Origin of the sequence: Halomicronema sp. CCY15110, assembly GCF_016888165.1 — a bacterium.
Taxonomy (GTDB): Bacteria; Cyanobacteriota; Cyanobacteriia; order Phormidesmidales; family Phormidesmidaceae; genus Halomicronema.
On sequence record NZ_JACSWC010000158.1, the window covers coordinates 1 to 26,709 of the forward strand.

Consider the following 26,709-nt stretch of genomic DNA (forward strand, 5'->3'; position numbering starts at 1 on the left):
TAAGTAGCTGGGCCTAATTAAACGATAGCCTGGTGGCTGATTTCGACTCCGCTCAATCAGCGATATTGCTTGGCAGGCCAGAAGTTGAGGGTTGAGCGGAGTCGAAACCCGTTTGTGAAATAATTTTGCCTATCTACTTACATCAATCCCAAGGGTGAAGTTAGCTTTTCCCCGGCGAGATGACCTGACATTGCGTACATAACTCAATGTTTTGAGATGACAATCCCCAAAAGAGTGTTAAGGGGCTTGGTGTCGCTTCCATTTGTCGTCACAATTACGTTTATTGCCGTAGTCAGAGGCCATGGACCAACGACCTCGATAAACTGCGATCGCATGATTAACGCTCTGTAGACAGCTTGGAACTATGCGCCCAATTCGCACCTTTAACGTCACGCCTGCTTTGCCACCTCGCTTGGCCGGCTTAAAAAAGCTGGCTTATAACCTGCAGTGGGACTGGGATGTCGATACCATCGAGCTATTTCGCCGCTTAGATCCAGACCTGTGGGAATCGAGCCACTACAATCCCGTGTTGATGTTAGGGATGCTGAACCAGCAACGCTTGCAGGCGATCGCGGACGATGAGGGCTTTGTCGCCCAAGCCGATCGCGCGGCACAGCGGCTGGAAGATTACCTGAGCGAGCGCACCTGGCACCACCGAAACCGAGCTCAGGCGGGCGAGTGCTATGCCTACTTCTCGATGGAGTTTGGGCTGACTTCTTGTATGCCCGTTTATTCGGGGGGATTAGGCGTACTGGCAGGCGACCATCTCAAATCAGCCAGCGATTTGGGGTTACCCCTGGTGGGGGTGGGGCTGCTCTATCAAGAAGGGTATTTTGCCCAATATTTCAACGCCGATGGCTGGCAGCAGGAGCGCTATCCGGTCAATGACTTTTACAATATGCCGCTAGAACTGGAGCGCGATGACCAAGGCTCCGAAATTCGCATTGCGGTGGAATATCCTGGCCGCACGGTCTATGCTCGCGTCTGGCGAGTGCAGGTTGGCAGGGTGCCGCTCTATTTACTCGACACCAACATCGAGCCGAATAATCAATACGATCAGGACATCTGCGATCGCCTCTACGGCGGCGATATTGATATGCGGATTCACCAAGAAATCATGCTGGGGATTGGCGGTGTCCGGATGCTGGAGGCATTGGGGCTGAAACCCACGGCTTACCACATGAACGAGGGCCATTCCGCCTTCCTGGCCCTAGAGCGGATTCGCCGCTTCATGGAGGGCGATAGCTTAACTTATGCCGAAGCCTTACAGGTAGCTGCGTCTAGCCAAATTTTCACCACCCATACCCCCGTACCGGCTGGCATTGACCTGTTCGGCGCTGACAAAATTCTGTATTACCTCGGTCGCTACGCCCGCAAATTTGGCCTCGCCGATGACGAATTTCTCGCCCTGGGGCGCGAAGATACCGGCAATCTCTCAACCCCGTTTAGCATGGCCGTACTCGCGATTAAAACGGCTTCCTTTGTCAACGGGGTGAGTCAGTTACATGGGGCCGTCTCACGCGATATGTTTGGTGGGCTGTGGCAAGATTTGCCTCAACCGGAAGTGCCCATCACCGCCATCACCAATGGGGTGCATGCCCGCAGTTGTGTCGCTAAGCCGACTCAAGAGCTTTACGATCGCTACCTCGGCCCGAACTGGTCGCAGGCGGGAGCCCAAGATGCCCTCTGGGAGCGAGTCAAATCCATTCCTGATGAAGAACTGTGGCGCAACCACGAACTCTGCCGCTCGCAGTTAGTCAAGTATGTGCGCAGTCACTTGCAGAAAAGTTTGCTGGAGCGCGATGCTGCCCCCACAGAAGTCGCCAAAGCCGCAGAAGTCCTAGATCCCTCGGTCTTGACCATTGGCTTTGCGCGGCGGTTTGCCACCTATAAACGCGCCACCTTATTTCTCCGCGACGTAGAACGGATTCGTAAAATTATCACCGGCGGCGGCCAAAGAAATCGGCGCGTCCAGTTTGTCATTGCCGGCAAGGCGCATCCCAAAGACATTCCCGGCAAAGAACTCATCCGCAGCATTATCCACTTCACGCGGGATGAAGGGCTAGATGGCTCGATTGTGTTTGTGCCCAACTATGACATTCACACCGCCCGCGCCATGGTTGCCGGAGCTGATATCTGGCTCAACAATCCCCGTCGCCCCCGTGAAGCCTCGGGCACCAGCGGCATGAAAGCGGCGATGAACGGCTTGCTGAATCTAAGTGTGCTCGACGGTTGGTGGGATGAAGCCGACCACGTCAGAACCGGGTGGGCGATCGGCTCTGGCGAAGAGTATGACGACCCCGATTACCAAGATGAAGTGGAAGCAAATGCGCTGTATGAACTCATTGAAAAAGAAGTGGTGCCGCTCTTCTACGATCGCGACGAGAACGACACCCCCCGGGGCTGGGTCGCCAAAATGAAGGATGCGATCCACCTCAATACGCCTCGGTTCAACACCTCGCGGATGGTGAAGGAATATACCCGGCGCGCTTACTTCATGGTGAGCGATCGCTTGCACCAGTTGAGTGCTGACCAGTACGCCCCCGCCAAAGAACTCGCCGCCTGGCATAACCGCCTGTATGAGCATTGGTATGACACGAAAATCCAAGCTATTAACATTGCTGCGCCGTCAGACCTGCAAGTCAACGAAACCTTCAATGTTCAGGCTAAAATTTCTTTGGGAAAATTAAGCCCGGAAGATGTTCTAGTCGAACTTTATCAAGGCACCGTGCAAGTGGATGGGGAAATGCATACGGGCATCGCCATCGCCATGGACTATCAAGGCCAAGATGCCGATGGCAAAAGCTTATATGCCACCGAGATGCAGTACGTCACCAGTGGTTTGCAGGGCTTATCCCTCCGGCTACTCCCTCGACATCGTTATTTACACAGTTCCCTAGAGACGCGGCTCATGCTCTGGGCCAATCCCGAAGAAGTGGCTATCAATATGGAGTCTAGCGCGCCCCCTGTGGCTCCTACGGCCCCGGCTACGCCCCACCCGTCTTGAAGTCTGGCGATGGCAGACGGCTCTGGATCCCGGAGATTTGTACCCCTGAGTTTACCGGACACTACTCAGGGAAAGGGTCTTTCCCAACAGTCTTTGGCAAGCAGTTTGGGCTGAGTCGAAGGTGGGCTGGAGCTTGGCCGCTTTTTGGTAGGCGGCGATCGCGGCGCGATAATCCGCCAGCTGTTCTAACATGCGCCCCCGCTGATACCAGGCCCAATGGTTGTGGGGCTGTAGGCGGGTAACATTACCGTAGGCCTTGGCCGCCCGCTTGGGATGTCCCAGTTCTTCGAGTACGGTGCCTAGGCGAAACCAGGCCATGTGATCGTCCGGTTGTAAGCGGATGACGGTGTTGTAAGCGATCGCCGCAGCGGCTAAATCCTGTTGATTTTCGAGCGCCATGCCTCGCATCAGCCACAGGGTAGCATCTTGAGGATTTTCTTTGAGCGCCTGATCACAGGCGGCGATCGCATCGTCGTAATGCTGCAAGGTGTAGAGTTCGTCCACCCGCTTGAGCGTAATGAGGAGTTGCTTTCGACGCTCTTGAGCCAGTTGAAAGTCAGGTTTGAGCTCAATGGCGCGATCGTAAGCTGCTAGCGCTTCCTCTACCCGTTCCGTTTTTTCCAAAATTTGACCGCGATCGGCCCACACCCAATAGTTTTTGGGTTGCAGTTTAAGCACTTCATCGTAAGCCACAAGCGCTGCTTCATACTGCCCTAGGCGCTCTCTCACTTTGCCCAATTTAAGCCAGGCCAAATAATCTTCAGACTGGCGTTCAGTCACGGTCTGATAGGCTTCGACCGCTAAGGCGTATTGCTCGATGTGGTCGAGGGCCATACCCAACTTGAACCAAGCCGTCGTGGCATTGGGTTGCACCTTGACCACCTTTTCGTAACAGCGCGCCGCTTCATGGAAGCGATTTTGTTCAAACAATTCGTCCGCGCGTTCTAACCAGGCCACATGGGCCTCTAGCGCTTGGGAAGTTAGATCAATTTGGGGATTGGGGTGGTTTGCTGTTCCCGGAGAGGGAGCCGTTGCTTGATTCAGGGCCGCCAAGGCGGCTCTCGCATTGGCGTAGCGCTGGCGATAGTCATAGCACACCATCTTATCTAAAACATTGGCGAGTTCTGGTCTGATTGAGACCAAATTCCGCCACATAAGTTCACTGGTGGTGGGGTCTTTGGGAATGCGCTTTGGATCACGACCCATGAGGGCTTGTAATGCCAAGATCCCGACCGCGTAGATATCACTACTCAGGCAAGGTTGACCCGCCAGTTGTTCGTTAGGCATGTACCCCAATGAGCCGACGGCAACCGTCATGCTGTAGGGCGTCGCTTCATCCAGGGGTTGATTGCTGATTTGCTTGACCGCGCCAAAATCGATTAGCACAATTTTGCGATCGCGCGCTCGGCGAATCAAATTGGATGGCTTGATATCGCGATGAATCACCCCATGATCATGAACAGTGCAGAGGGTCGTCAGGATGTCCTGAATCATTTCAACGGTTTGAGTTTCCGAAAGCTGCGCCCCAGGATGAATTTCTTCGGTTAATAAGTCGCCTTGAATATATTCTTGAGCTAAATAAAAGTGCCGATTCTCTTCAAAGTGAGCGAGCAATCGGGGAATCTGATCGTGATTGCCCAAGGTGTACAGGGCTTCCGCTTCACTGTTGAACAACCGACGAGCCGAGTCGAGGGAAATGCCATCAGTGTTGCGGGGCTGTAGACGCTTGACGACGCAACAGGGATGTCCAGGTAGATGAAGATCGTTAGCCAGAAACGTTTGGCCAAATCCTCCTCCCCCCAATGGTTGAATAATGCTATATCGGCTACCTAAAATCTGTAGGGACATGCAATCGCACCCTTAAAGCTATCTACACAAAAGAAACGTTAAAGAGCCTTTAAATCAGTGCAGAGCCAGGCAACTCACAGACATTTTAATCGTTCTGAAAGCTGTGCCAGGATCAGCTTTTACATGGTTTAAAGAGCATCCTTGTATTGATATCGATAACATTTGCCCAGTCAGTGATTGAAAAGAAGCTGCCAATTAATGACTTATCCACTCGCCCAAGACCTGCTAATGCTCTAACAGTTTTTTACTAACAATGGAAAGGGTGATAATGCTGAACTTCACCTGAATGAATCGATCCCTCCCTGCTTCTCAAGACTCGGTGCATTGTGCTGAAGCCGATTAACCCTGCACCAGCTCATTTACACGCTTGAGTATAGTGTCGCTATTCGACCGCCACATGAGCCAACGGATGAGCCTTCTTTGCGAAAATTTCATCATTTTGTAATTCAGCCTCATGCTTGGTGAGTGCTTTCGAAGGCGGCTTGATTGCGGTCAAAGAGTTGTTGATGGTTGTGATAGTAACTCGCCACGATCGCTAACATGAGCCACCACAGGGTGCTGACCTGGGGGCGAAACCAGATGGTGTCGACGAGGCCATGGACGAGCATCCCCGTCATGGTCGAGATCGCGGCCATGAGCCAATAAGCCTGCACAGATTGGGTTTCGCGCAGTTGTTGCAACCGCCGCCAGCCCTGCCCAAAGGTGACGGCAAGCAGCCAGACAAAGCAGGCCAAACCAATCAGGCCCGCTTCTACCGCAATTTCCAAAAAGACGGAGTAAGCGCTAAGGGCGGTGTAGCGCGGACGCTGAAAGAGTGGATAAACCTGATTAAACGCATCGTTGCCAGGGCCAATGCCGAGGATGGGGCGGGCTTTGATCATGTCGATCACGGCCATCCAGACATTGATCCGAAAGTTGTTGCTGCTGTCGCTGCGTCCGGCAAAGATGCTCATGACGCGATCGCGCAGCGGATCGAGGGCAGCGATGCTGACAAACAAAAACGCCGCTGAGCCGCCCAGCAAGATTGGCATCGCCCACTGCCGCCAAAATGTGTTGAACCGCAGGCTCCAAAACTGCACGAGCAAGACTAATAGGGTGAATCCGGCGGCGATAAAGCCGAGCCAACCGCCCCGGCTAAACGTCAGGACTAAACAAGCCATGTTGACCAGCAGCGACACCATCGCTAACAGCTTAGGAGTCCAGCGCGGCCAGGCAAAGATCGCACTCCCACTCAGCATCACGGCAGGAATGAGGTAGCCCGCTAGCAGGTTAGGATTGCCCAGAAAGCTATAAACCCGCGTGGTGCCTGCCAAGTTCGAGGTGGGGTCAACCCAAGTGGCCAGGGCATCGGCCCCAAAGAACCATTGGCGGAGTCCAAACACGGAGACCACTAAGGCAGTGAGTAGGTACACCGTGATCAACGTGGTGCGCAGTCGCGGCTGTCGCAATACCCGCGCCATCAGCAGAAATAGCAGGACATTGAGCGTGAGTTTGATCAACCCAGCGATCGCGGCCCCCCGCACGGGAGACAACGCGGTCGCCAGGACCATCACCCCCCAATAGGCGATGACGACTAAGTGAATAGGTGTCAGCCCTTCCCCCGCGTTGTCCGTCAGCGTTAGCAGTAGCCAAAAGGCGCTACAGGCAATTAACAAGACGCCGATGAGCGATGTGGGTACGTAGGGGGCGAGGGCGAACAAAATTGCCACAATACCGAGGGCGATCGCCTCGCCCCACTGCAACAAAAAACTACCCTGTCGCCAGACCCGGGCAAACCCTAATAACCGATGTAGCACACTGACTTCACGCCATTGTGATAGCGCTAAGCGATTGAGAGTCACACTTTGCCAAACGTTGCTCAACATCGGGAATCGATCGCCCCAAAATAACTAGGCTTTATTCTGCATCATTCTGATGGGTTTGCGGCGTCAGATTAACCTAACGGTTGTCTGACTGGAGAATTCAGCGAGCTCCAGGAATAGATAACGAGCACACATCTCATCTGTTGGGGGTATCGCCAGGAGGCCGTTTGTTTGCTACGAAAACCAGCAGTCTCAAAAGCTTTGCTGGGAGTTTATTAAATCTTTTGCCATGCCCTCAGGCTGAGGGGCTGATCGTGATTTGCTGAAGGGTGGCGATAATTCAGCCAATTTTTAGAGAGGTGATTTAGATGAGATTTTCTGCATCAACGATGGCAATGGCTGGGGCCTTGACGTTGGGAACGGCTTGGTTGGCTCCGGGGGCGATCGCTCAAACGACGCAAGACGGCACCTGGCTAGATGATAAGACCAATTGGAATACGCCCGGAGCAGCGATGCCGATGGCCCCGGAACTGGAATATTCCAACCTAGCCGAATGTGAGCGCACCTTTCGCTCGCCGCGATTGTATGAAGATGCGCTGGTGGAGGCCGCTGGCTGGACTTTGACTGGCCCGGCTTACATCTTTGGCGACACAACCTTGGTGATGGGCATGGCCAATGCGGATGGCATGTGTCGCCCCTTTAGCTATCAGGCGTTTGTCTTTGTGGATGGCGATTTTGCGGGCACACTCTCCCCCAATTTGATGGACGCTCGCACGGATGGCAGCCTGTACGATGTGCGGCTGTATAACGATGGCTCGATTGATGCTTTCTTCAACCGCTATGCGCCGGATGATGCGTTGTGCTGCGCCTCGGCAGAGAGCCGCATCTTTTACAGCATTGAGGCCACTGAAGACGGCCCGGTGTTGGTGCCCCAGCTCCCGGCAGACACGACAGATCGCCCCCAGCCCTAGCTTGGACTAACTGAGGCGATCGCGCTGTTTTCGCACGTTACTGCTCATCGCGATCGGCCTCATCATCATCGTCGTTGGACTGGCTGGCGAGCAAGCCGATCAGCGTCGTAGTGCCCATTGTCCAGGTGGCGTTAGCCCCGTCAAACAACCGATTTTGCGCCGGGCTCAGGGTGGGCTGACTGCCCAGGTAAAACGCGGCCCCGCCCGAGGTTAGGGTCAAGCAAAAAACGGCAGTAAAGATAGCTTGGAAGTGAACGGTTTTCATTAGAATCAAGTCTCCCTTGCGTGGTTGTATCTACTGTCGCAAGGGGGATTTGGAGTTTTCTCTCTAACTTCAGCCTGACTTCCCTGACTTAGCCTGACTTAATTCCAATCGTTGCCAGATTGACCCATTCGAGAGCGCAGCAGGGAGCCTCCCTCATCGCGATCAGTGAGTTACGCTTTGAGCAACCCAAAGTTTTGTCTGCTAGAGCTATGCAACCTTTGCCTTCAAGCTTTCTGGAAACTATTGCAAAGCAATACGAGTTGTCACCTGAGCAAACAGAAGCACTCATAAAACGATTGGGTGAGCAGCAAAGTGAACAAGACGATGCGGAGGCATTGCACATCAGCGTCAATGCCTTGCGTAATCGCATGAGCGGTGTGTATGGCAAGTTCAGCATTGGTGGAAAAGGGCCGGGGAAGCTACGCAGGCTGCACGATTTTCTATCGGCGCAATATCGGAAGGAACTGCCGGACAACTCGGATGTTTATGGCCCTGAGACGGATATTGACGCCTTAGTGCAAACCGTGCGCCAACAGGTACGGGCCGACATCCATCATCGCTGCGGCACGATGCGGGTGCTGGATATGGAGCAGCCTATCGGCATTGGTGACATCTACACCAACGTCAACATCCTTGAAAAGCTGTCGGGGCGGCGACGCCTGGGGCTGAACGAACTGCTGCAAGACTGCGACCTGGAAAACTTTGACCGCTTCTCGCTGGGGCAAATCCGCCATGAGCGGGTACCGGGCTTGGAAGCAGTGGAGCGCCACCGCCAGCTCATGGTGCTGGGTAAGCCAGGAGCGGGCAAAACCACCTTTATGAAGCGGCTGGCGACGCTGTGCAACCAGGGCGAGTTTCAGGCGGGACGGGTGCCCATGTTTGTGACGCTGAAGGAGTTTGCCGAGGCGAAGGGGCAGCCCGACTTGCAAACCTACATCGGCCAACAGTGGGGTGCCTGCGGTGTTGAAGACGCCGAGGCGTCGGCGCAGATCTTGAGGGCGGGTGGAGCGCTGATTTTGCTGGATGGGTTGGATGAGGTGCAGGAGACCGACCATGACCGCATCTTGCAGGACATTAAAGACTTTACGAGGCAGTATCGCGATTGCCAGTTTGTGATGACCTGTCGCATTGCCGCAAGGGAATATACCTTTCAGCACTTTACCGAAGTGGAGGTGGCGGACTTTGACCAGGAGCAGATCGCAGAATTTGCCACGAAATGGTTCACCGCCAAGCAAGACCCAGAAAAGGGCGAAACCTTGATTCAACGGCTGGAGGACAATGAGCCGATTCAAGAACTGGCGACCAACCCGCTGCTGTTGACGCTGCTGTGTCTGGTGTTTGGTGAGGCGAATGACTTTCCAGCTAACCGCGCGGAACTATATAAAGAAGGGCTGGATGTGCTGCTGAAAAAGTGGGACGCCAAGCGCAACATTGAGCGGGATCAGGTCTACAAAAAGCTGTCGCTCAAGCGCAAAGAAGACCTGCTCAGCCAACTAGCTTTTGCCACCTTTGAAAAAGGAGACTACTTCTTCAAACAGTCGGTGGTGGAGCAGCACATTATCGACTACATCCGTAATTTGCCGGGAGCCCAGGAAGATGAGGAGGCCCTGCAACTTGACAGCGAAGCGGTACTGAAATCTATTGAGGCGCAGCATGGCTTACTGGTGGAGCGGGCACGGGGCATCTACTCCTTTTCGCACCTGACGTTTCAAGAATATTTCACTGCCAAGCAAATCACCCGACCCACGGCTCAATTCCCCCAAGCCCTCACGAATCTCGCCAAGCATGCCATCGAAAAGCGTTATCGAGAAATCTTTTTGCTCACCGTCAGCATGCTGCCCAAAGCGGATGAGCTATTGATATCAATAAAGCAGCAAGTCGATTTATTGTTGGCCGAATACGATGATCTGCAAGCCTTGATGAGCTGGGCAGCGCAAAAGGCTGAGTCGGTCGGTGTTTCCTATAAGCCTGCTGCCGTCCGAGCGCATTACCTCTCTCGCGTTTTCGACTTCTCCCGCGTCTTCGCCCTCTCCCGCGTCCTCGCCCTCTCGCTCGACGGAGCCCCATCCCTCGCCCTCTCGCTCGACGGAGCCCTCTCCCGCACCCTCTCCCACGCGAGTGCCCATATCTTCTCTCTCGCTTCTCTCGCTTTCTTCCGCGACTTGAACTGCGCCCTTCCCCGTGCCTTCAATCTCGACCTCAACAGCACTGCCACAATAGCAGCAGAGAGCAATCCGACACTAAAGCATCAGATTGATAAGTTAAGTGCACAATTGCCCAGTTTTCGAGACTCAGATACTTATGCTTATTGGCAATGGTGGAAGGAGCATGGGGTAGGCTGGATTGGTCAATTGCGCCAAGTGATGATCAAGTATCGAAATATTGGTCATAATTGGCAGTTCACCGATGCGCAAAAAGTAAAGTTGCAACAGTACTACGACGCTAACAAACTGCTAGTCGAATGCCTCAACAGCGACTGCTACGTCACCAAAGCCACCCGGCAATATATAGAAGACACGCTGCTGTTGCCCATGAGCGAGATTGAGCAGATCCCAGTTCCCAAGAATTAACCTCCGTCGAAGGTGAGAACTGGAGTTGGGGATGGGCGGGCAGAACCTCACCTAGCCTCTCCTAAGCCCTCTGGGCAGGCTTCGCCAAGCGCAAGGAGAGGAACCGGAATCGTCATTAAACCTCTCCTTGCGAAGGAGAGGTGCCGCAGGCGGTGAGGTTGGGCAAGATGTCAACCCTCCACGACAGAAACTAGATGAGATTGGGCACCAGCAGTGGGCTAAGCAGGCTAGGGATGCCGCTCTCCAATAAGGCCAAGTTCCTGATACATCCGTAGATCAAACCCCGATCGCCTCTCGAAACGCCTCAGGATCGGCGGGCGACACCAGAATGGTTTTGCTTTGGCCGTATTGAATTTCTAACCGATTGAGGGAGAGAGCAGGCGCGGAGAGGAGCGATCGCGACGGTTGAATGCTGTAAATTTCGCTGCGGGGAATGCGCCACCGAAACGGCCCCGATCGCACATCCAGCACATCGGTACGCACCGTGTAATTCGTCGTCAACATCAGCCAAATCGGCAAGCCCAGGGATAACACCGCCGCCAAAAGGACAATCACCATCCCAGCGATCGCGCCCGATTTCAGCAGCCCGACCAAAGCCACAGCCAGGATGATTGCAGTGACGGCAATCATGACGTAATACCAAGTATCGATCGCTGATTTGAACACCATCTCACCGTTCCCTCTCGCCGTGATCTTGCCAGTCACCCCAGTTTACTCAGGCCCAGCCAAGTGCGGCGGGCAATCTGGCGGGCGATCGCGGTTGGGGTGTCCGTTCGCCTCACCTCCCTGAGTCCCGAGTCTTAGCTCTCCAGCGGAATCACATCGACCCAGTCGCGATATTTGGGTTCGCGGTTTTCGACGATCGCCTTCAACAGATCCTGCAACTGAGTAGTGACGGGGCGATCGGTGGGCAGAGCGTAGTTTTCGATGCGCTTGACCGGGGCAATGCGGGCAGCGGTGCCGCAGAGAAACACTTCGTCGGCAATGAGCAGTTCGGTGCGATCGACCGCCCGTTCCACCACCGACATTCCCAAGTCGCGGGCCACTTGAATCACACTGTTGCGGGTGATGCCTTCCAAAATGTCTTGATCGACACCAGGGGTGATGAGTTGCCCCTCCCGCACCAAAAAGATATTCATGCCCGACGCTTCGCTGACCTTGCCTTGAGAGTTCAGCATAATGGCCTCATCAAAGCCGGACTTTTTGGCCTCGGTTTTCGCCAGGGACGAGTTGATGTAGCAGCCCGTGATTTTGCCGCGCAGGGGCAGATTGAGATCCGACGGGCGCTGCCAAGAGCTGATGCGACAGGTAATGCCCTCGGGCGACAGATAATCGCCCAGGGGCAGGCCATACACCGCAAAATCATGGTCAACATCATGCACCCGAGGGGCAATGCCCAAGTCCGACGTGTAGACCAGCGGGCGAATGTAGAACGGTTCCGTGGGCCGATTCTTTTTCACAAAGTCGATAATGACTGACTTGATCTGCCCAGCTTCCAGGTCGTACTGCAAAAATTTGGCACTTTGGCTGAGGCGTTGACAGTGCCGCTCTAACCGAAATAGCAGCGCTTGTTGGGGGTTGGCCGGGTCTGGCAGGCCGCGCAGGCCGCCAAAGGCTCCGGTGCCGTAGTGCAGTCCGTGGGTGGCAATGGAGATAGTCGCCTCTGCGAAGGGGCAAAACTTTTGCTGAAAATAGGCAATGGGCAGGAACTGTGGCATCGGAGTTTCCTAACTCTGTCAGTGGGTGAATGTATTGTCGTAAAAAATCCGACTTTAGGGAATGCCGATGTTTGTAAACCGTAAAGTATTGGTGGTGCCTGAGGTGTGTAAGCCGCCCTGACGGATGCTGGCTTTACACCGCAACTTGCTAAGTCACCGATTACACCTACCAAGCTGCGGCGATGCGCAGCCAGAAACATCATCGCACCAGGTGTCTGCTCGCGTATCTTTGGAATCAGGTTATACGGACTGTCGTAATTGTGCGTGTCCCTCATGAACTGCAACTGCCTTCAGTGAAGCCCCTTCACATAGTTAAAGCTTTTACAGAAACCGCGATCGCTTGAATTCCGTATAAATTTCAATCCCCCGCTATTTCACTAAGCTGACGGCCAAATTAGAGTTGTTTTAGTCACAGGGGTGTGTTGATTACGGTTGTCTTGGATGGGTCAATTCAAGTTCTCCCCTCTGAGCAGCCAACCACAAACCGCACACTTAAATTCAAGGAAAACGTATGACTAAGAATTCACTCATTCGCTCTTTGCAGAAAATCGGTTATGTCGCCCCAATGCTGGCAGCGTCCGTGATGGGGGTAGGCGCGATCGCCCCAGAGGCCGAGGCTAATTCACTAGTTCCTCAGAAAGAAGGCGAAGTGAATGTCGGTTTAGGGGCTTGCCTACCGACCCCTGACGGCTGTTCTTACTTGAATTTAGGCCCTCTAATTGAATCTGTTGTCAGTCTTAAAGACAGCTCGACAAATACCAAAAGTCGCTTATTTGTCGATCAATCGGGAACTGCCAACAAGTACGGCGGTGTCAGGTTCAAATCCACAGATATCGGCACCTCTGATGGCTCTGGCGACTATTGGTTCCGTCCTGCGGCAATGAAAGCAGATGGCGAGACCACGCTGGTCGAGAAAGGGCAGCTTGAGGTCGGAACCTTTTTATTCACCTTTACCCAAGCCCTCAGTGACTTGACGGTGAACTGGTTTGACACCGAGCGGCAAGGGGGTACTCGCTACACTGCTTTCGACCTTAATGGTAACGAGGTTGCCGCCGGGACAATCGCCGCCGGGAGCAACAACAACGTTCAAGAAACGACGCTAACGGGTGTTAAGTCGATTCTCCTGAATCTGGGTGAGCGTCATGGTGGCACTGGTGACGGGGTCAACTTCCAACTTGATGGCGTGGCCGCAGTGCCCGAACCGGGTTTAATGATGGGCTTAGGTGCCTTTGCCGTGGCAGGGGGATTTGGCCTCCGCAAGCGCCCGTCTGACAGCCCCTCGGCATAGCCGCAAGATCTCCTAAATGTTCGTTAAACATCGCCTTGCTGCCGTTTCTGACCTAGAAGCGGCAGCTTTTTTAGCGATCCAAAAATCTGGCAAATACCTGATTGGGAGACCTGAAACTGGCAATTTGGGGATCAATTATGGGGTTGGAGTGGAAAAGGTGTGGGCCACACCGGCAACGGGGGGCGCGGGCGCGGCAGCGTCGGGCCAGGGGCCGGGAGAGGCGTCCGGCAGAACGACTACTGTGTTCTCAGTTTTATAGCGGGTAAAGCCCCGTGCTTCGTAGTTTTTATAAGCGTGTTGGCTATCTAACGAACAGGTATCGAGCCACACCCGCCGAGTTGTCTGCTCCCAAGCGCGCTCAATGGCGCAAGTGAGCAGGTGCCCGCCAATGCCCTGCCCGATGAACTGCGGCAAGAGGCCAAAGTATTCAATTTTGACACTTTGATCGGGCTGGACAATCAGTTCACAATAGCCAGCTGGTGTCCCGGCGAGATAAGCCACCCAGGTTTCGAGTTCGGGGCGGCTGAGGTGGGCGAGCCACTGGTCATAGGTCCACGGTAGCCGATCGCTCCAGTGCCAGTGGCCGCCCACGCTGGTATATAGAAAGCGGCTAAATTCGGGGCTAGGAATGCTGGCTTGCTGCACCGTCAGCCCCGGTAAGTTGGCCCGCTTCGGACGCAAGTCGTCGGGCGATCGCATTTCCAAATACCAAGTCGTGAGTGGGATTTTCATGGGAGCGATCGCCCTCCGGCAAGTTTGGCGCTATTGATAATACCGCCCCTCTAACCAAACCCGCACCTCCGGTTCTGAGTCAAAGGTGTAATGACGCTGATCAACCGGATCATATACCCGGTAATAGAGGCGGCCAGCGCGATCGTGCCGCCGTTGAATGCGGGGCGCAGTGGAGCCCACAAAGTAGCGCCATAGACTTTGCCCCCAGCGCTGCCAGCGAGGGGCTGATGTCGCCTTGGGAGCCCCCAAATCTTGATGGGACGAGCCATCCAGACGAGGTTCGGGTTGAAGTTGCTCTAAACGGGCGTAAACATGTTCCGGTTGCACGAGTCTGTCCTCCGGGTGAAAGATCAGCTCGAATCGATTCGGCCTGGATTTAGTATCAGCGATTTGCCCCTAGCCGAACAGAGGCAGTCGCGATAGATTGTTCTGGTAACAGTTTAAATTCTAGAAACTGTTCCGGTCAAATGTGAGGCCAACTGTTTAGCCGCCCTCAAATCAAGCTCATCCCGTCACGTCTCAGCCTTCTGTTGCGCCGCATGGCCACCGGAAATCGCTAACTTTCTCCTCTCGGTCAATCCTCCAGCCAGTCCCAGGTGACGTCATGAAACTTTCGCCGATTACATTAGAAGCCGACCAGGTGCTGTATGAGCAGGTGGCCGAGCGGCTGCAAACTCTGATTCTGGAAGGAACGCTGAAGACGGGCGATCGCCTACCCTCGGTGCGCAAACTGCGGCAACAGCTGTCGGTAAGCACATCGACGGTGTTAGAAGCGTATCGCCTGCTGGAAGATCGCGGCCTGGTCACCGTGCGGCCGCAGTCTGGCTACTACGTCAAATCCACTGCGCTGAATCTGCTGCAAGAACCAGCTATTACGACCCCCGCCACCGACGAGGCGCGCGAAATCGATACGCCATTATCCCTGCGGCTGATGCTCGCGGCTCAAAATCCCGAAATCGTTCAGTTAGGAACGGCACTGCCCGCCCTGTCGCTAATGCCGCTGACGCAGCTAAATCGACTAACGGGCAAAATTTTGCGCGATCGCCCAGAATACGCCCACGCCTATGCCAGTCCCCTGGGGGATGAAGGATTGCGAGCCGAAATTGCTAAACGGATGCTCAATACAGGTTGTGCGGTTGCCCCAGACGACTTGCTCATTACGAACGGGGCATCAGAGGCGCTGTATTTCTCGTTGCAGGTGGTGACTCAGCCGGGTGACACCGTAGCAGTGGAATCACCGACCTATCACACCCTGCTCGAAAGTCTCAAAAGACTCAACCTCAAAGCTTTGACGCTGCCAACCCACCCTCGGGAGGGCATCAGCCTGGCGCATCTAGAGGCGGCCTTGCAGACTCAACAAATCAAGGTGCTGCTGCTGGTTTCAAACTTTAGTAATCCCCTCGGTAGCTGTATGGATGATGACAAGAAAAAACGGCTAATGACTCTGCTGAACCGCTATGACGTGCCGTTGATTGAAGATGATGTTTACGGCGAGCTGTACTTTACCGGCGATCGCCCCAAAGCCATCAAAGCTTTTGATACCGAAAATCGCGTTCTGTATTGCTCGTCGCTGAGCAAAGTGCTATCGCCCGGCTTACGCATTGGTTGGTGCGCTGGGGGGCGTTATCAAGCCGCAGTCACCAGTCACAAGTCGGTCACTAACCTGAGCACTGCGATCGCCCCGCAACTCACCGCCGCTGCCTTTCTGACTAACGGCGGCTTTGACCGTCATCTGCGCCAACTGCGTCGGGCCTATCAGGAACAGATGACCCGCCTGCAACAGGCGATCGCCGACTACTTTCCCGCCGAGAGCCGCGTGACCCGCCCCAACGGGGGTCATGTCCTGTGGGTCGAAATGCCTGCCGGATTCGATGCCTTCGCTTTTCACCAAGCCGCCCTAGCGCAAAACATCAGTGTGGTGCCCGGCTTTATGTTTTCCGCATCGGGGCATGATTATTGCAACTGCTTCCGCCTCAATACCGCTGTGCCCTGGTCAGACTCGCTAGATCAGGCGATGCAAACCCTGGGGCAACTCGCCAAGAAACAACTTGCCCAGCAATGGCTCAGCGACATGTCGTGATCCAGAGTCGCCAGCGGGACTTTAGAGGCTGCTTTAAAGGGGTTGCTTTGCATAACAACAATGACCTCAACCCCTTATTCAGTTGTCTCTCCCTCTTGGGCCGTCACAATGCGAGAAAAGATACGACAAGCTTCAATTTCTTCCGTCGTCCAAGTACGCTTTTCGTAATTAAAATTGTCTGAACCTTGACGTTCAGGCGAAATCAGGTTGTATTCAATATTCTCAGTGTGAATCGCAAACGTAACTTGAAAGACCTCTAAAAAATTGATTACCCAATTGCACTGTTCGCTTGGAAACTGGTCGTAATAGCGGATTAAGTCAGCAATACGGGCTTCTAAATAATGGTGAGAACTTTTGGAGACCAACACGATCTTAAGCAGCAAGATCGCAAGCAAAATTGAGCTGCTTTGCGAAAGTAATAATGTGAACAACGGCGACGGCGATCGCTGATCTTCCGTCATCAGCGCATCAATAATGCGATTACAGGTGCGCAGCCGTAAAGAAGGATCAATGGGGTCGCGATCGTGCTCAACGTATAGCCGACTCAGCTTTTGACCAAGATTATGTTTGAGGGTTTTGACGACGTCAGGCTGCTTCACAGAGTAGGTTAAATACTCAACGAGGCTTTTTTTAAAGCTGCCATAGTTCAAGTCTTGAACTTGCTCTGAAAACAAGTTAGCCAAGCTTTTGTAACTATACTGACCCTTCCGTGCCACGATCGCCTTAATCAAACGTAGTGCGCCATCTCCAAGCACCGTGGGGTTCTTCAGGCGCTTCTGACTTGAATCTGTAAAGTTCTGAGAATGGGCCGTGTACATCGCCAGATCCATCTTGTACTGATCTTTCAGCTTCCGTGATAGCGATCGTGCCGCTTCCCGCTGTTCTAAAGGGTTGTCAGTATTGATGTATTGCTGAATGAGCAGATAAGACGTGTATCGAGAAGTCCACGGTGTCTCTACCTCAGTAAATCTGGCGGCAAACAACTTCAGTTCTTCAAAGTCGCTGCTCTGGGCAAAATTTGCCACCCAAGTCCGCAGCCGTTTCAGACTGGGGGAAACCGTATATTTGTTGAGAGTAGAGCCCTTGAAAAGCTCGACGAGGTCTTGGATCGCTTGGTATTCGCGCGCCACTTCCCAGTTATTGATCAAAATGTAGCAAGATCGCTTCAGCGTATTGCGAAATTCTTGCTCATTATTGTTGAACAGTAAGGCATAAATCCCTGAAGAAACCTCAGTGCTGGCAGTCTCACCATGCTCAAAAAATAGTTGCTTGAACTGCGCTAAAACATCTTCGACCTCCCAGGTCTTTACAATACTTAGCAAAAAGCTGAAGATCGTTTCTTGAGCTTCGTGAACGCTGACCTGAGATCGCTGGTAGCGTTGCACGCCTGGTTGTTGACTGCGATCTACCACAAAAGTATCAACCCTCGTCATATCAATCTTCATCTACCCAGGACATACTGCGGTTGGAGTGTCCATCGCCAATCAAGAATGTGCCGATTGTTGCTCGAAATACGTAGATCGCGCAACGCCGTTCGCATCTGGATTAGTGATATGGCCGGTTAAGTTCAGTGAAACCAACGATGACACCGTGTATCCATATCCTTCAACGTCGATGACCACGAATCCGTTTAAAGTACCAACAAATTTGTCAAAACGGACTGATTTACTCTCGGCTGTGTGAATAAATAATGCTGGCGACAGTTAATTATTGGCTGCTAAGCGCCTCGCCCAAGGGTGTCCCAACATCGCAAACCGCCCGTCCTGCGGGGAAAGCAGGGTTTGACTATTCGCCAACCTTCTAATGTCACAATTGGGAAGAGGGGGGAAACCACTAACTCCAAAATCTCCCCCTCAAAACTGGTACCGCTGGCGACATATTTTGCAAACTTGCCCACGCCTTATCCACTCAATAAATCCCCAAACGTCGGGAGCCTTTCGGCCCTTGCTCCCCCAAAGTTGGGGCTGGGGGGGCTCGAAAACGGTTGTCAGTCAGCCAGTGCTGCTAACGGTTAATTTCGCCGAGGTTACTGGGAAAGGGATTGAGGGAGAGCGTTAAATAGCGCAGATACAAAGTCGGGATGAGCGCCATCGCGTCGGCAGCAATAGTCTTGCCGACGGCAGCACAGGCACCTTGACCAGGCAATTGGAATCAGTCAAAACGATGGATGGATGAACGAAAGTGAGTCGTCAAAGATGCAAACGGTAGATGGTGAACCTGATGGATGCATTTTAGGTGCATCAGCAGTGAGGAGAAATCTATTGAGTCGGCGAGCACAATTCTCCATCCTCGACGGCCTGTATGACCTGTCTAAAGAACAATCTCGTTGATCGAGCAGAGTCGCTAGCGCTGTTGGTTTGATATTTTTGGCTATCCAATGAGCCTCAGCGACTGATCAACCAGCGCTGGGATAAAAGTTTAAGAATGGGGGCGGAGGGACTTGAACCCTCACGACCTTAACGGTCAACGGATTTTCATCCTCCCGCAGCTTTCGCTGCTGCCAAGGGATAAGTGAAACACTTTCCTTAGCTTTGAGAATTGGACCCTCCCTTTACCCTCGCCTCGCGCGTTAGGGTAGCTCCCGTCGGGCCTCTGCACCTTCCAACCAAGTCTGTCGAGCAGATGGCATTTGGTTGGCTTGGCTCAGGATTGCCATGTTCTCAATCACTGCAAGCGATTAAACGCTGACCGAAAGAGAATTTAGGTTTCCCTGAGTTTGAGAGCTTCCACTCAACAGATTTCTCCGCTGAGGCTCAGTTTTCTAAGTCCGTAGCGTCTACCATTCCGCCACGCCCCCTGGTTGTGCCTAAGAGTCAAACCCTCAGGAATATCTATATTACAGATGAAACTCCACTATCGATCATCTTTCTACCAAGAATCGTCTTGCCCTTAGAATATGTTTACGGAAGTTATGTCATGTTGACTGTGGGGCCAGTGCAGTGTCGCGGCCCAGCCATTTACTGGAGAATTGCATGTTGGAAACGTTGCCCCTCTCTTTAGACACTTTGATTAGTCTTGGTCTGTATGGCGGTCTGGCGATCGCTTATTTGCTGGTGATTCCGGCGGCGATTCTGTTTTACCTCAAGGCAAAATGGCATAAGGTGAGTTCGGTCGAGCGGTTTGTGCTGTACGGATTGATGTTTGTCTTTTTTCCCGGCATGTTGCTGCTGAGCCCCTTTTTGAACTTTCGCCCGCAGCCACGATCGCTGAATTCTTAGACCTTGTGGGGTTTACCACGGGTTTCCTTAACCACTGTCGTTGATGGGCTTGGCCGGCACATAGTTGAGGGCCAGCTCGTCGGAAAATGATTTCGTTGGGTGCTGACGCAATCGATTATTTTCTCTCGGGTGCGCATTCGCCAGTACATGAGCGATCGCATTTGCTTGGGCGAGAGAATACGGGGTTTGTCAGGCATCTGGAGCAATGGCATGGACGTTGGGGCAGGCAGGTGGCGACGCTGGGGACTGGTAGGGGTGGCCTTGCTGGGCAGCTGTAGCGGGGGGGCTCCGGCTGAGTCACTGCATCTGGCGACGGCACCGGGAGCCACCGTGCCAACGCCAGAAGCGGGCGTCATCGTCCATTTATTTGAGTGGACCTGGCCGGACATCGCCCAGGAATGCGAGCGGGTGCTGGGGCCGCAGGGCTATCAGGCGGTGCAGATTTCGCCGCCGCAAGAGCACGTCATCGTACCGGAACTGGGGTTTCCGTGGTGGCAACGGTATCAGCCGGTGAGCTATCAGCTCATTAGCCGCAGCGGCGATCGCGCGCAGTTGGCGGACATGGTGCAGCGCTGCCGGGCCGTTGGAGTCGAGGTTTATGCCGATGTGGTGATCAATCACATGGCGGCGATCGACTCAGCGCCGGGCTCTGCGGGAACGATCTTTCGCCGATATCACTACCCAGGGTTGTACGGCTCCGCAGACTTCAACCATTGTCAGCAGTCGATTCGTGATTATCAAAACGCCGATGAAGTAACCCAGTGTGAGTTGGTGGGACTGCCCGACTTGAACACCGCTTTGCCGTCGGTGCAGGGCCAGTTAGCCGATTATTTGGTTGATTTGGCGAGTTTGGGGATTGCCGGATTTCGCATTGATGCGGCTAAGCATATACGCAGTGAAGAACTGGCGGCGATTTTGCAGCAGGTGCGAGATCGCCTGGATGCCGATCCTTTCATCTACCAAGAGGTCATCGACCCCGGCACGGAGGCGATTAAAAAGCACGACTATTACGAGGCGGGCCATGTGATTGACTTTGAGTATGGTCGGTTAGTGGGGGAGGCGTTTTTGAATGCGGGCGATCGCTCCCCGGCGGATTTACTCGAAGCGCTATCCATCGCTGATTTAGTGCCGAGTCAGCAAGCGGTGGTGTTTATCGACAATCACGATAAGCAGCGGGGGCATGGTGGGGGTGGCAACTATGTCACGTATCAATCTGGGGATTTGCATACCCTGGCGATGGTGTTTATGCTGGCGTATCCCTACGGTCAGCCCCGGATCATGTCGAGCTACGCTTTCGAAACTTCTGATCAAGGCCCGCCTGCGACGGCGGCGGGTCGCACCCGCACCGTTTATTCGCCCGATCGCCTCGGCTGTGGGGGCGAATGGGTCTGTGAGCACCGCCAGCCGGAAATTATGGCGATGGTGGCGTTTCGGGCGGCGACCCAAGAACAGTCTACGGTAACGGACTGGTGGAGCAACGGTAGCAATCAGATTGCCTTTGGGCGGGGAGATCGCGGCTTTGTCGTGATCAACCGTGAATCGACAACGCTGACCCATACCTTTCAAACTCAGCTCCCGGCGGGCGATTATTGCGAAGTGATGAGTGCGGAAATTCAGGCCAATGGCGACTGCGATCGCGTCATTACCGTGGATGAGACGGGACAGTTTCGGACGACGGTAGCGGCGATGTCAGCGATCGCTCTACATCAAGCGGCGCTGATACATGAGTAGCTGAGGACAGGGGATGAGTCGCGCAGACGACCGGAACTAATTCGCAAGTTAAAATCGAAGCGAACTCAAGCTTACCGCTATGACCCTATTCGTATCTGGGACGGCCCCCCAGCCGCCGGGCGTCATGATGCCGCTGCAGCCCGTTGTGCAGCTAGAACAGATTTCGCGGATCTACGGCACGGGGGAAGCGATGATCAAAGCCTGCGATCGCATTACCCTGACCATTCACCGGGGCGAATATTGCGCCATTATGGGCGAATCTGGCTCGGGCAAGACCACTCTGATGAACATCATCGGCTGTCTGGATCAGCCGAGTCGCGGGCGCTATGAACTGGATGGCGTCAACGTGTCGCACCTGAGCAAAAATCGCTTGGCGCGGCTACGCAATCGCCAGATTGGCTTTGTGTTTCAGCGCTACGAACTGTTGAATAATCTGACGGCTCTGGAAAATGTGATTTTGCCGTTGATGTATGCGGGGGTGGGACGACGCCAGCGGCAACGTCTGGCCACCGCAGCGCTGCGGCGCATGGGGCTGGGCCATCGGCTGGATAAACGTCCCAGTCAACTGTCGGGCGGGCAGCAGCAGCGAGTGGCGATCGCCCGCGCCATTGTCAACCGGCCTCTGCTCTTGTTGGCGGACGAGCCGACCGGAGCGCTGGATACCCATTCTGCCGAGACCGTCATGACGATCTTTGATGAACTGCACGCCAGCGGCATGACCATTGTGATGGTCACCCATTCCCATGAGGTGGCTTGCTACAGTAAGCGCATCATTCAGGTCAGTGATGGCCACATTGTGAATGATCATTTGTCGCCCCAGGAGGTCTGACACTCCACGGCGGCAGCACTGTCATTGACGATGGATGAAGGAAACTCAGCTAACCCAAATTATGGTGGACGATTCAGGTGTGCCTCCCAATCAGGACCGCGTTTTGGCCTCCTCAGCCCCTGAGGAGATGCCGACAACCATGCCCTCTGCTCCAACCTCTATGCCCCTGGCCGATCATGCCGATGACTTAGAGGACTTAGATGTGTGGGCGGCGGCGGCCAACGCCAAACAGTCAGCCGGGTTCAAATGGCTGTTGGCCTCTGGTCTGGTAGCAGTCTTGGGCATGGGGGCCTGGCTGGGCTATCGGGGGTTTAGTCAGGCGTCGCCAGCGGTCGTCATGGTCAGCACCGCGCCCGTCAGTCGCGATGATTTAGAAGTGGTCATCACGGAGGCGGGGGTGGTGGAGCTGGGCGGCCAGCAAACCTTTAAAGCTCCCGGCGATGTGACGGTGCAGGCGGTGTTGGTGGAAGAACGGCAGCGGGTGGCACAGGGCCAAGTGTTGCTGGAATTGCGCGATCGCGATTTGCAGCAACGGCTGGCCGATCGCTCAGTGCAAGCCCGCATCAATCAAATCGATCTCCAGCGGCAAGCAGAAGTGTTGGCCGAGCGGCGATCGCGGGTAGTGGATGCCGAAAACCGCTTGGCCGACTCGACGGACTTGCTGGAGCAAGGCTACATCTCAGAAGATGCCTTTCGGGATGATCGGCGAGCGTTAGAGGATGCGCAATCGGATCTGCGCAATGCCGAAGTGGAATTAACCAAAGCCCAATTGCAAGTACAGCAAGACCAACTGACCTTAGCCAGCCTCCAGCAAGAACTGACCGATAATCAGATTGTGTCGCCCATTGCGGCGATCGTGCTGAATGTAGATGTGAACCCCGGCGATGGCGTTGAGCGGGAAGGGCGACTGCTGAGTATTGGCGACCCCACCCAAGAGAGCATTCGCCTAGAGCTGACCACCTTGAATGCGACCAGAGTGGGCCTGGGGATGCCGGTGCGAGTGAGCGTGATTGGCCCGAATCCGGAGATTTTTGAGGGACGCATTGTGCGCGTCTCGCCCCAAGCCGTGACCGAAGACACCAACGCGGAGCAGTCCACCGTCGAGGCCGAGGCCACGTTGAACCAGCCCAGTGGCTCGTTGATTCCGGGCAGTGCCGTCAGCGTCGATATTATCTTGGAGCAGCGTCAAAATGCCCTCGTGGTGCCCGTAACGGCGGTGCAGCGAGAGGGCGAAACGCCCTATGTCTGGGTGCGCGATGCAGATGATCTGGCCCAGCGTCGCGAAGTGGCCATTGGTTTGGAAACTCTGGAAGCGGTGGAGATTACGTCGGGGCTTCAAGAGGGGGATGAAATTGTCGTGTCGATGCCCCCCGAAGCACGTCTCGTGCCGGGGCAACCCTTGCAGACGGAGGCCGACGCGGGGCCGACTGATCAGCAAAATGGCGCTAACCAAAGTCGTCGCGGTGGAGCAATGTAACCATGGCCCTTTCTCCTGCGGATTTAATCTTGACCACCTTCCGCGATTTGGGCGGTAACTGGGTGCGATCGGGGCTGACCACCCTGGGCATTTTCATGGGCGTAGCGGCAGTCAATGCCACCTTGAATATCGAGGCGATCACGTCGGCCCAGATTCAGCAAAAGCTTGACCAGCGCGATAACCCGTTCGTATTCACCTGGATGTATGACCCCACCTGGACTAAACCCGCCCCGGAACTCGGGGAAGAAGATTTTGTGGCGATGCAGCAAACTGTCGCTGGCATTGCTGGCGTGAGTCGCACCACGCAGGTGTTTAACGTTGACCAAGTGCGGCATCAAGGTCAAGTGTCCAATGAGGCCGACATTGAGGGGGTATCGCTCAACTTTCAACAAATCACGGGGCGACAAATCACGGCTGGACGATTTTTTCAGCAGGCCGATTTCGATGAATACTATCCCGTTGCGGTGATTGATTCGGTGTTGGCCGAGCAGCTGTTTCCGGAGGGATCGCCAGTGGGACAGGGCTTATTTTTAGACACGGTGCGGTTGACGGTGGTCGGTGTGGTGGAGACGAAACGCGGGCGGGCCGATCGCGAACCGACGGGATTGGTTTGGTTGACCCAAAATTATGCCGATGCGATCGCGGGGCGATCGACTTGGGGCCGGACTCAAATCGCCATTGCTGAACTCGACGATTACGAAACAGTGGAAGATGGCGTGCGTAATTTTTTAGAGCAGCGGTATCCGGGCTTTACCGTGCAGGTATTTGGTAATGCTGAGGATCTCTATCGCGAAGAACAGCAGCAGCGCACCAGCACCCGCATCCTGAAAGTGGTGGGGCTGCTGGCTCTCGTCATCGGTGGTGTGGGCATTGCCAATATTACGATCGCGGCGGTGATGGAACGCACCCGCGAGATTGGTCTGCGTCGCGCCATTGGGGCCACCGATTGGGAAGTCATGATGCAGTTTATTGCCGAGGCGGCGCTGTTGAGTTTGATTGGCGGCACGGCGGCGATCGCCTCCATTCACGGGTTAACCAAAGTGGCGACGACCCAGGTGTTTGAAGCGCCCTACACGTTTCGCGTCCAAGACGCGGCGATCTCCATGGGGGCGGCCTTTGCGGTGGGGGTGGGGGCGAGTTTTTTCCCTGCCCTGCGGATTACGCAAATTGATGTTGTCCAAGCCCTGCGAGGAGAGTAGCCATGGTCTGGTTCTGCGGTCAACGGATGGGGCGTTTAGCGGGAAGTCTCGCGCTGCTGGGGGCGATCGCTCCCATTCCCACTTTCGCCAATGTCACCGAACCGCTGGACGCCACCAGTCCAGTGATCCTAGCTAGCGACCATGCTGCGCCAGCAGGCACTGCCCCGACTTTCAACAATGAGTCAGAGCTAGGGCAAAGCGATCGCCCCCAAGTCGCCTTGAATCTGACCGATTTGATTCAGTTGGTGGTGGCGGGCAATCGGGATTTGCGCGATCGCCAATTGCAGCGGCTGATCGAGCAGCAACAACTGGTCGAAGCCGAGTCGCGCTTTGACCCGCGTTTTACCCCGGCAGTGGGCCTTGGTACCACCCAAACCTTTGCAGACGACTTCATCCTCAACCGGAATCTACGAGGCAGCATTGGGGGCAGTGCGATCGAAATTGGCGATCGCACTGCCCTGACCCAAAGCGCGGGGGTACTGGGCGAAGTAACTACCCGCCAGGGCACCCAAATTGGCCTCACCCTCGACGCTTTAGGAGACACCCCTATGAGCTTGCGGCTGACTCAGCCCCTGTTGCGTGGGGCCGGCACCACCATTAACGAGGCTCCGGTAGACATTGCCCGATTGCAAGAATCACAAAACTTTCTGGGATTACAGCAAACCTTGATCGAGACGGTGAGCACCACGGTGACGCAATACACCAGCCTCATTCAGGCCCAAGCGGCGGTGGAAATTCAATCTCAGGCCTTAGCTCGCCGCCAGCAGCAACTCGAAATTTTGACCGCCTTAGTGGCAGCGGGGCGTCGGGCCGCAGTGGAACTAACCGACACCCGGCGCTCCGTCGCGAATGCCGAGCGCGACTTGTTGGTGGCGCAGACGGGCCTGGAGGCGGCCAACACAGCATTACTAGATCAATTGGGAACGGATCAAAATCTGTTGTTTGTTGCAGCGGCGGAGACGATTCGCGACCTGTTTGCAGCGGCGGTGGCGCGCGTGGAACCCTATGAGGTCGAAACCTTAGTGGCGATCGCCTATCAACAGCGCCCTGACTATCGCCAAACCCTGCTAGCCCAGGATGTGGCCCAGCTCAATTTAGCAGTAGCGGCTGATGACTTACGCTGGCAGCTCAATCTAGAAGGCGATGCAGATCTGGGCGATGCTTCAAACACGACGCTGGGGCTAGTCGCCCGGCGCACCTTTGACGACCCAGCGCTAGAAACCGCGCGGGTGCGCCGGGAAGTTGAGACCGCTCAGCAGGCCAATCGACTGTCGCAGCAGCGCATCGCCATTCGCAATGAAATCACCAACCGCCTGAATACTGTGCAGACCAACTTGGTGCGCGTCGATGCGGCGCGGCGGGCCACAGAAAATGCCCGTTTGCAGTTGGAGGCGACCCGTGAACTGTTTGAACGGGGCCGCTCAGGCGGCAATCTATTTCAGGTTATTTCTCAAGAGGAAAACCTGGTCACCGCCCAAAGCCAGGAACTCCAGGCCGAAATCGAATTCCTCAACAGCATCGTTGCCCTGGATCAGTCGGTCGGTCTGACGTTGGACATTTGGCGCAGTGAGGTCGACTTTACGCCCGCATTTTCACCCCCCACCACGACTGAACCACTGGCTCCGACTGATATTACTGAAATTGAGGTGGGGAACCCGTAGCCTAAGCCGAGCGCTACAACTATGCAAAGGTGCCAGGTCCATGGGAGCTTCGCTCACGGGGGGAATACCAATTTAGTTTTGAAATGCCCCTTTACCGATGAAGGTAAAGGGGCATGAGCATAAAAATCGAGGTGAACTGTTTCCTGATAATTGAAGAAAATCCCTCTACGCTCAAAAGTGAAAGACCTAGAGAGCCCCCCCTTTTTCAGGATGTATCGGCAGCATACTGCGGTGGTTCAGGGGGCTGACCCGATGTCCGCTGATGTTTGCCAATGAGTGGAAAAACCATATCAATAGCGCCATACTATTGCGC

At 54.7% G+C, this 26,709-nt stretch carries 20 protein-coding genes; 11 read left to right on the top strand and 9 right to left on the bottom strand.

Features of this window, described 5'->3' with window-relative positions:
- The first annotated feature begins 364 nt into the window (after nt 1-364).
- Nucleotides 365-3,007 carry an alpha-glucan family phosphorylase gene (gene glgP, locus JUK32_RS03395; RefSeq protein WP_204137445.1) on the top strand — a complete coding sequence of 881 codons (2,643 nt, stop codon included), beginning with the start codon at nt 365-367 and terminating at the stop codon, nt 3,005-3,007.
- A 51-nt stretch (nt 3,008-3,058) separates the two neighbouring features.
- On the opposite strand, the gene JUK32_RS03400 is transcribed toward glgP, so the two are convergent.
- Both JUK32_RS03400 and JUK32_RS03405 read right to left on the bottom strand, forming a co-directional pair.
- Entirely contained in the window at nt 3,059-4,855 is a 1,797-nt protein-coding gene (locus JUK32_RS03400; RefSeq protein WP_204137446.1) for a tetratricopeptide repeat protein, read from the bottom strand.
- 452 nt (nt 4,856-5,307) lie between these two features.
- Entirely contained in the window at nt 5,308-6,720 is a 1,413-nt protein-coding gene (locus JUK32_RS03405) for an IctB family putative bicarbonate transporter (protein ID WP_204137447.1), read from the bottom strand.
- 305 nt (nt 6,721-7,025) lie between these two features.
- Between JUK32_RS03405 and JUK32_RS03410 the strand changes: the two genes are divergently transcribed.
- Complete coding sequence (locus tag JUK32_RS03410; RefSeq protein WP_239112288.1) at nt 7,026-7,628, top strand: LppP/LprE family lipoprotein; 603 nt, start codon at nt 7,026-7,028, stop codon at nt 7,626-7,628.
- A 37-nt stretch (nt 7,629-7,665) separates the two neighbouring features.
- Here JUK32_RS03410 and JUK32_RS03415 read toward each other — a convergent pair whose 3' ends face one another.
- Nucleotides 7,666-7,893, bottom strand: a complete 228-nt coding sequence (locus JUK32_RS03415; RefSeq protein WP_204137448.1) for a hypothetical protein — start codon at nt 7,891-7,893, stop codon at nt 7,666-7,668.
- A 209-nt stretch (nt 7,894-8,102) separates the two neighbouring features.
- Here JUK32_RS03415 and JUK32_RS03420 point away from each other — a divergent pair, with 209 nt between their 5' ends.
- Nucleotides 8,103-10,463 (top strand): NACHT domain-containing NTPase, encoded by a 2,361-nt coding sequence (locus JUK32_RS03420; protein ID WP_239112289.1) that lies wholly within the window; start codon nt 8,103-8,105, stop codon nt 10,461-10,463.
- Between the two features lie 276 nt (nt 10,464-10,739).
- Here the strand turns inward: JUK32_RS03420 and JUK32_RS03425 are convergent, their stop codons facing one another.
- Nucleotides 10,740-11,132, bottom strand: a complete 393-nt coding sequence (locus JUK32_RS03425) for a PH domain-containing protein (RefSeq protein ID WP_204137449.1) — start codon at nt 11,130-11,132, stop codon at nt 10,740-10,742.
- Between the two features lie 131 nt (nt 11,133-11,263).
- Entirely contained in the window at nt 11,264-12,181 is a 918-nt protein-coding gene (locus JUK32_RS03430; protein ID WP_204137450.1) for a branched-chain amino acid transaminase, read from the bottom strand.
- 511 nt (nt 12,182-12,692) lie between these two features.
- Between JUK32_RS03430 and JUK32_RS03435 the strand changes: the two genes are divergently transcribed.
- The gene (locus JUK32_RS03435) at nt 12,693-13,469 is read left to right on the top strand and encodes an LEVG family PEP-CTERM protein (protein ID WP_204137451.1); all 777 of its coding nucleotides are present in this window, start codon (nt 12,693-12,695) and stop codon (nt 13,467-13,469) included.
- 135 nt (nt 13,470-13,604) lie between these two features.
- Here JUK32_RS03435 and JUK32_RS03440 read toward each other — a convergent pair whose 3' ends face one another.
- Both JUK32_RS03440 and JUK32_RS03445 read right to left on the bottom strand, forming a co-directional pair.
- The gene (locus JUK32_RS03440; protein WP_204137452.1) at nt 13,605-14,201 is read right to left on the bottom strand and encodes a GNAT family N-acetyltransferase; all 597 of its coding nucleotides are present in this window, start codon (nt 14,199-14,201) and stop codon (nt 13,605-13,607) included.
- A 30-nt stretch (nt 14,202-14,231) separates the two neighbouring features.
- Nucleotides 14,232-14,528 (bottom strand): hypothetical protein, encoded by a 297-nt coding sequence (locus JUK32_RS03445; RefSeq protein WP_204137453.1) that lies wholly within the window; start codon nt 14,526-14,528, stop codon nt 14,232-14,234.
- A gap of 277 nt (nt 14,529-14,805) precedes the next feature.
- On the opposite strand from JUK32_RS03445, the gene JUK32_RS03450 reads away from it, so the two are divergent.
- Nucleotides 14,806-16,281, top strand: a complete 1,476-nt coding sequence (locus JUK32_RS03450) for a PLP-dependent aminotransferase family protein (protein ID WP_204137454.1) — start codon at nt 14,806-14,808, stop codon at nt 16,279-16,281.
- A 74-nt stretch (nt 16,282-16,355) separates the two neighbouring features.
- Here the strand turns inward: JUK32_RS03450 and JUK32_RS03455 are convergent, their stop codons facing one another.
- The gene (locus tag JUK32_RS03455; protein WP_204137455.1) at nt 16,356-17,714 is read right to left on the bottom strand and encodes a hypothetical protein; all 1,359 of its coding nucleotides are present in this window, start codon (nt 17,712-17,714) and stop codon (nt 16,356-16,358) included.
- Nucleotides 17,715-18,285: 571 nt separating this feature from the next.
- The gene (locus JUK32_RS03460) at nt 18,286-18,426 is read right to left on the bottom strand and encodes a hypothetical protein (protein ID WP_204137456.1); all 141 of its coding nucleotides are present in this window, start codon (nt 18,424-18,426) and stop codon (nt 18,286-18,288) included.
- A gap of 827 nt (nt 18,427-19,253) precedes the next feature.
- On the opposite strand from JUK32_RS03460, the gene ndhL reads away from it, so the two are divergent.
- The 6 genes from ndhL (at nt 19,254) to JUK32_RS03490 (ending at nt 26,396) form a co-directional block, all read left to right on the top strand.
- The gene (gene ndhL, locus JUK32_RS03465) at nt 19,254-19,499 is read left to right on the top strand and encodes an NAD(P)H-quinone oxidoreductase subunit L (protein WP_204137457.1); all 246 of its coding nucleotides are present in this window, start codon (nt 19,254-19,256) and stop codon (nt 19,497-19,499) included.
- A gap of 99 nt (nt 19,500-19,598) precedes the next feature.
- Nucleotides 19,599-21,230: an alpha-amylase family protein gene (locus JUK32_RS03470; protein WP_309224478.1), complete on the top strand. Its 1,632-nt coding sequence runs from the start codon at nt 19,599-19,601 to the stop codon at nt 21,228-21,230.
- 79 nt (nt 21,231-21,309) lie between these two features.
- Nucleotides 21,310-22,059: an ABC transporter ATP-binding protein gene (locus tag JUK32_RS03475; protein ID WP_239112291.1), complete on the top strand. Its 750-nt coding sequence runs from the start codon at nt 21,310-21,312 to the stop codon at nt 22,057-22,059.
- A gap of 139 nt (nt 22,060-22,198) precedes the next feature.
- Entirely contained in the window at nt 22,199-23,536 is a 1,338-nt protein-coding gene (locus JUK32_RS03480; protein WP_204137458.1) for an efflux RND transporter periplasmic adaptor subunit, read from the top strand.
- Nucleotides 23,537-23,538: 2 nt separating this feature from the next.
- Nucleotides 23,539-24,735, top strand: a complete 1,197-nt coding sequence (locus JUK32_RS03485; RefSeq protein ID WP_204137459.1) for an ABC transporter permease — start codon at nt 23,539-23,541, stop codon at nt 24,733-24,735.
- A 2-nt stretch (nt 24,736-24,737) separates the two neighbouring features.
- Complete coding sequence (locus JUK32_RS03490; RefSeq protein ID WP_204137460.1) at nt 24,738-26,396, top strand: TolC family protein; 1,659 nt, start codon at nt 24,738-24,740, stop codon at nt 26,394-26,396.
- Nucleotides 26,397-26,709 lie beyond the last annotated feature (313 nt).

Excerpts from the sequence above, each read along its gene's own strand:
- glgP (WP_204137445.1), top strand. The coding sequence starts at position 365 with ATGCGCCCAATTCGCACCTTTAACGTCACGCCTGCTTTGCCACCTCGC.
- JUK32_RS03400 (WP_204137446.1), bottom strand. The coding sequence starts at position 4,855 with ATGTCCCTACAGATTTTAGGTAGCCGATATAGCATTATTCAACCATTG.
- JUK32_RS03405 (WP_204137447.1), bottom strand. The coding sequence starts at position 6,720 with ATGTTGAGCAACGTTTGGCAAAGTGTGACTCTCAATCGCTTAGCGCTA.
- JUK32_RS03410 (WP_239112288.1), top strand. The coding sequence starts at position 7,026 with ATGAGATTTTCTGCATCAACGATGGCAATGGCTGGGGCCTTGACGTTG.
- JUK32_RS03415 (WP_204137448.1), bottom strand. The coding sequence starts at position 7,893 with ATGAAAACCGTTCACTTCCAAGCTATCTTTACTGCCGTTTTTTGCTTG.
- JUK32_RS03420 (WP_239112289.1), top strand. The coding sequence starts at position 8,103 with ATGCAACCTTTGCCTTCAAGCTTTCTGGAAACTATTGCAAAGCAATAC.
- JUK32_RS03425 (WP_204137449.1), bottom strand. The coding sequence starts at position 11,132 with ATGGTGTTCAAATCAGCGATCGATACTTGGTATTACGTCATGATTGCC.
- JUK32_RS03430 (WP_204137450.1), bottom strand. The coding sequence starts at position 12,181 with ATGCCACAGTTCCTGCCCATTGCCTATTTTCAGCAAAAGTTTTGCCCC.
- JUK32_RS03435 (WP_204137451.1), top strand. The coding sequence starts at position 12,693 with ATGACTAAGAATTCACTCATTCGCTCTTTGCAGAAAATCGGTTATGTC.
- JUK32_RS03440 (WP_204137452.1), bottom strand. The coding sequence starts at position 14,201 with ATGAAAATCCCACTCACGACTTGGTATTTGGAAATGCGATCGCCCGAC.
- JUK32_RS03450 (WP_204137454.1), top strand. The coding sequence starts at position 14,806 with ATGAAACTTTCGCCGATTACATTAGAAGCCGACCAGGTGCTGTATGAG.
- JUK32_RS03455 (WP_204137455.1), bottom strand. The coding sequence starts at position 17,714 with ATGACGAGGGTTGATACTTTTGTGGTAGATCGCAGTCAACAACCAGGC.
- ndhL (WP_204137457.1), top strand. The coding sequence starts at position 19,254 with ATGTTGGAAACGTTGCCCCTCTCTTTAGACACTTTGATTAGTCTTGGT.
- JUK32_RS03475 (WP_239112291.1), top strand. The coding sequence starts at position 21,310 with ATGACCCTATTCGTATCTGGGACGGCCCCCCAGCCGCCGGGCGTCATG.
- JUK32_RS03480 (WP_204137458.1), top strand. The coding sequence starts at position 22,199 with ATGCCCTCTGCTCCAACCTCTATGCCCCTGGCCGATCATGCCGATGAC.
- JUK32_RS03485 (WP_204137459.1), top strand. The coding sequence starts at position 23,539 with ATGGCCCTTTCTCCTGCGGATTTAATCTTGACCACCTTCCGCGATTTG.
- JUK32_RS03490 (WP_204137460.1), top strand. The coding sequence starts at position 24,738 with ATGGTCTGGTTCTGCGGTCAACGGATGGGGCGTTTAGCGGGAAGTCTC.